The 4,344-nt window shown below is 69.8% G+C and carries 3 protein-coding genes; all 3 read right to left on the bottom strand.

Annotation, left to right across the window (positions count from 1 at the left end):
• Positions 1–46 precede the first annotated feature (46 nt).
• Positions 47–2,095, bottom strand: coding sequence for an elongation factor G (locus tag CH341_RS28785; protein ID WP_111422628.1), 2,049 nt, complete (start codon positions 2,093–2,095; stop codon positions 47–49).
• A 259-nt stretch (positions 2,096–2,354) separates the two neighbouring features.
• Positions 2,355–2,828: a DUF992 domain-containing protein gene (locus CH341_RS28780; RefSeq protein WP_111422625.1), complete on the bottom strand. Its 474-nt coding sequence runs from the start codon at positions 2,826–2,828 to the stop codon at positions 2,355–2,357.
• Between the two features lie 200 nt (positions 2,829–3,028).
• Positions 3,029–4,231, bottom strand: coding sequence for a pyridoxal phosphate-dependent aminotransferase (locus tag CH341_RS28775; RefSeq protein ID WP_111422623.1), 1,203 nt, complete (start codon positions 4,229–4,231; stop codon positions 3,029–3,031).
• Positions 4,232–4,344: the final 113 nt, after the last annotated feature.

Genomic DNA, 4,344 nt, shown 5'->3' with positions numbered 1-4,344 from the left:
CGCGGGCGTGCCGCGACCCCGGAACGGAGGTGGTCCGCCCGACCGTCTACGCCGCCGCCTTCCTGGCGGCGACGATCTGGTCGGCGGTCTTGCCGGTCAGCTCGGCCATGTGGTCGAACTTGAACGTGAAGGTGCCGACGCCGGCGGTGGCCGAGCGGACCTCGACGATGAGGTCGCCGATCTCCGATTCCGGCATCTGGGCCCGCACCGCGTCCCAGCCGGGCCAGCCCTCGCGGGTGTCGAAGCCGAGGATCTGGCCGCGGCGTCCCGACAGGATCGCGTTGATCTTGGCGGTGGCGTCGGTCGGGCAGACGATCTCGACCTCGTGGATCGGCTCGAGCAGCACCGGCTGGCATTGCGGCAGCGCCTCGACGATGCCGATGCGGCCGGCGGTGCGGAACGCCATGTCGGACGAGTCGACCGTGTGGTACGAGCCGTCGATCAGCGCCACCGCGATGTCGACCACCGGGAAGCCGAGCGGGCCTTCCTTGAGCGCGTCCCGCACGCCTTCCTCGACCGACGGGATGTAGTTGCGCGGCACCACGCCGCCGGTGATCCGCTCGGAGAACTGGAAGCCCGAGCTGCGCGGCAGCGGCGAGATCTCCAGCACCACGTCGCCGAACTGGCCGTGGCCGCCGGACTGCTTCTTGTGGCGGCCGCGCTGCGTCACAGTCTTGCGGATGGTCTCGCGGTAGCCGACGCTCGGCCGGTGCCGCTCGATGGCGACGCCGAAGCGGTCGGCGAGGCGCTCGGTGGCGACCCGCAGATGCATCTCTCCCTGGCCCCACAGGACGACCTCGTGGGTCTCCTGATTCTGGATCACGGTGATCGAGGGATCCTCGTCCAGAAGCTTGGAGAGGGCCTGGCCGAGCTTGACGTCGTCCTTGCGCTCGCGCGCCGCCACGGCGATGTTCAGCACCGGCGGCGACGGCTTGACCGCGACCAGCGCCTTGTGCGCCGTCTTGCCGGTCGACAGCGTGTCGCCCGTCTCGGCGCCGTCGAGCTTGGCGAGGGCGACGGTCTCGCCGGCCTGGGCCGGTCCGCGCTTCTCCTGCGTCTGGCCCAGCATCTTGAACACGCCGGCGACGCGGCCGACCTCGTCGTCCGGCGACTGCAGCACGGTCGAGTCGCCGATCTGGCCGGCCAGCACGCGGGCGATCGACAGCTTGCCGCCGTGCGAGGTGTGATACGTCTTCATCACGTAGGCGACGGCCTCGGCGCCGGCCTTCACGCCGAGGCGCTCGGCCGTCTGGGCCGGGCCCGGCGCCTCGTGGCGCAGCGCCTTGAGGAGCCGCAGGATGCCGTTGGTGCGGCTGGCCACGCCCATCAGCATCGGGCAGACCTGACGGTCGCGCATCTCCTTGCGCAGATCGTCGAAGACGCGGTCGCGCGGCGGCGTGATGTCCTCGAGCAGCTGCTCCATCAGCGCGTCGTCGTGGTCGGCGAGCGTTTCCAGCATCGAGAACCGCGCCTGCTTCTCGGCGTCGAGCACGTTGCCTTCGAGCGGAACCATCTCGGAGGGCTGGTTCTCGCGGTACACGAAGGCGCGCTCCAGCGCGAGGTCGACGAAGCCGTTGACGGCCTCACCGTTCCAGGTCGGGATCTGGCGCAGCAGCAGCGGCACCCGCGAGGCCGGCTGCAGCATGCGCAGCGCGTCGCTCAAGCGGGTGTCGGCCTTGTCGATCTTGTTGAGGAACAGGAGGTGAGGAACGTTCAGCTCCTCGAGCTCGCGAAGAATGAGCTGAAGCTGCGGCACCTTCTTCTCGTCGGCCTCGCAGACCACGATGGCCGCGTCGACCGCCGGCAGTGCCGCCCGCATGTCGTGCACGAACTCGACCGAGCCGGGACAGTCGATGAACGTGTAGGCGTCGCCCATGAAGGTCGTCGTGGCGACCGAGATTTCGACACTCATCCGGTGGTCGCGCGCCTCCTTGCTGGCGTCGCCGACCGTGGTCCCCTGGTCCACGGTGCCCTGCCGGCCGATCGCGCCCGTGCGGGCCAGGATCGCCTCCAGGAGGGTCGTCTTACCGCTTTGGAACGGTCCGACGATCGCTATGCACCGTGGGCCTGTGGGGCCGCCTCCATTGTCTCCCATACGTGCCTCCGTCGAGGTCAGCTCGGCCCCGCAACGGGACCGAGGCAGCCAAGTCCTAACCTCGGGACCGGCCCTGCTGTGCCGTTCCCGGCGAATTTACGGATCCAGCGAAGGCGCAGAACGCGCCCCGCAGTCGGCTCCGGCGTGACGATTGCCGAGAGCCTCCGCGGCCGAGCCGCGTGCGGCCGGGCCGGTTACGGCCGGAGCGGCTCGCGCAGGCAAGGCGGCTCGTCACCACGGAAGATCGCACCGGAGCGGCTCAGCGTACGAACCGCAGCTCGAGGCCGGCGACGCCGGCGGCGATGTTCACGCCCGCCTGACCCTGAACCGAAACGGGTTGAAGCGCAACACTCCGGTCGTTGCCGCCGACCAGCACATTGGCGCCGAGTCCGGCGACGAAGGACGCCTCGGCGCTGGCCCCCGCATAGGCGCCCGCGAGCGCGCCGGTGGGGCGCGTCGTCGGCGAGTACACCATCCACACCATGACGCCGCCCGCGGTGGCGCCGAGGTCCAGACCGATGCGCGTGATGCTGCCCGTGTAGGTCTCGACCGGCCCGTTCATCGACGGCGTGAAGGTGCAGTAGACCTGCCGCTGCGAGCCGATGATCAGGCCGAGGCCGGCCGACACGTCGCAGGACAGGTTGCCGGCCTGCACCCGCTCCTGGGCGGGCGCCGCGGTGGCCAGAAGCACGGCGGCCACGGCCACCACCGATCCCGCAAGGACGTTGCGCATGAAGTGTCCCCCTCGTTGACCCGATCGCGGCCCGGCGGACCGCGACGTCCTCGACCGGAGCCGGGGTCCTTCGACGGGGCCCGCAGCAACCGGCCGTCCGCGGCGCGAGGGCTGCGGACGGCATCATCTTAGGTCGAAACAGGGGGCGAGTCGCGCGGGTTTTTCGCCGCAGAGAGGGCGGGAAAACCCCTATTTACCCGTCACTTCAGGTTGCCGCAGAAGCGCTGGATGCGCTCGCAGGCGGCCTGCAGGGCGCTGGTCGCCGTGGCGTAGGAGATGCGGAAGTTCGGACCGTGCCCGAAGGCCGAGCCCTGCACCACCGCGACGCCCTCGGCCTCCAGCAGCTCGGTGACGAAGTCCTGGTCGTTGTCGATCCGCTTGCCGGTCGGCGACACCTTGCCGATCGTGCCGGCGCAGGACGGGAACACGTAGAACGCCCCCTCCGGCACCGGGCAGTCGAGCCCGTTGGCCTGGTTGAGCATGGAGACCACCAGGTCGCGGCGCTCCTTGAACACCTTGTTGTGGGCCGGGATGAAGTCCTTCGGCCCGTTGAGCGCCTCGACCGAGGCGTACTGCGCGATCGAGTTCGGGTTCGACGTCGACTGCGACTGGACGACCGCCATCGCCTGGATCAACGCCTCGGGGCCGCCGGCGAAGCCAATGCGCCAGCCGGTCATGCAATAGGCCTTGGAGACGCCGTTGACCGTGAGGGTGCGGTCGTACAGCGCCGGCTCGACCTGGGCCGGGGTGGTGAAGACGAAGTCGTCGTAGACGAGGTGCTCGTACATGTCGTCGGTCATCACCCACACGTGCGGGTGACGCAGCATCACGTCGGTGAGCGCATTCAGCTCGTCGCGCGTATAGGCCGCGCCGCTCGGGTTGGAGGGCGAGTTCAGGAGCAGCCACTTGCTGCGCGGCGTGATGGCCCGCTCCAGCGCCTCGGCGGTCAGCTTGAAGCCCGACGCCTGCGTGGTCGGCACCTCGACCGGGGTGCCGCCGGCGAGCAGCACCATCTCCGGATAGCTGACCCAGTACGGCGCCGGGATGATCACCTCGTCGCCCGGGTTCAGCGTGGCGATGAAGGCGTTGTACAGCACCTGCTTGCCGCCGGTGCCGACCGAGATCTGCGACGGCTTGTACTTGAGGCCGTTCTCGCGCTCGAACTTGCCGGCGATCGCGGCCTTCAGCTCGGGAATGCCGTCGACATTCGTGTACTTCGTCTTGCCGTCGCGGATCGCCTTGACGGCCGCCTCCTTGATGTTCTCGGGCGTGTCGAAGTCGGGCTCGCCGGAGCCCAGCCCGATGACGTCCCGGCCGGCCGCTTTCAGGGCACGCGCCTTGTCGGCCACGGCGATGGTGGCGGACGGCTTGATGCGGGCGAGCGAGTCGGCGAGGAAGGCCATGGGAAGCTCCTGTCTTCGGGCGCCGAGTGTCGTAAAGCCCTGTCGGGCGCGGGGCAAGACCGGAGTGCCGCCGCGCCCGACAGGGTTGCAGTGGCGGCGGCCGTGCCGCGCGG

It is taken from the genome of Rhodoplanes roseus (genome assembly GCF_003258865.1).
Taxonomy (GTDB): domain Bacteria; phylum Pseudomonadota; class Alphaproteobacteria; order Rhizobiales; family Xanthobacteraceae; genus Rhodoplanes; species Rhodoplanes roseus.
The sequence above is the reverse complement of the archived record's forward strand: the minus strand, read 5'-3'. Positions and strand labels throughout refer to the sequence as shown.

Bases quoted from the DNA above. Each gene is read 5' to 3' on its own strand.
- CH341_RS28785 (WP_111422628.1), bottom strand. From the start codon at position 2,095: ATGGGAGACAATGGAGGCGGCCCCACAGGCCCACGGTGCATAGCGATC.
- CH341_RS28780 (WP_111422625.1), bottom strand. From the start codon at position 2,828: ATGCGCAACGTCCTTGCGGGATCGGTGGTGGCCGTGGCCGCCGTGCTT.
- CH341_RS28775 (WP_111422623.1), bottom strand. From the start codon at position 4,231: ATGGCCTTCCTCGCCGACTCGCTCGCCCGCATCAAGCCGTCCGCCACC.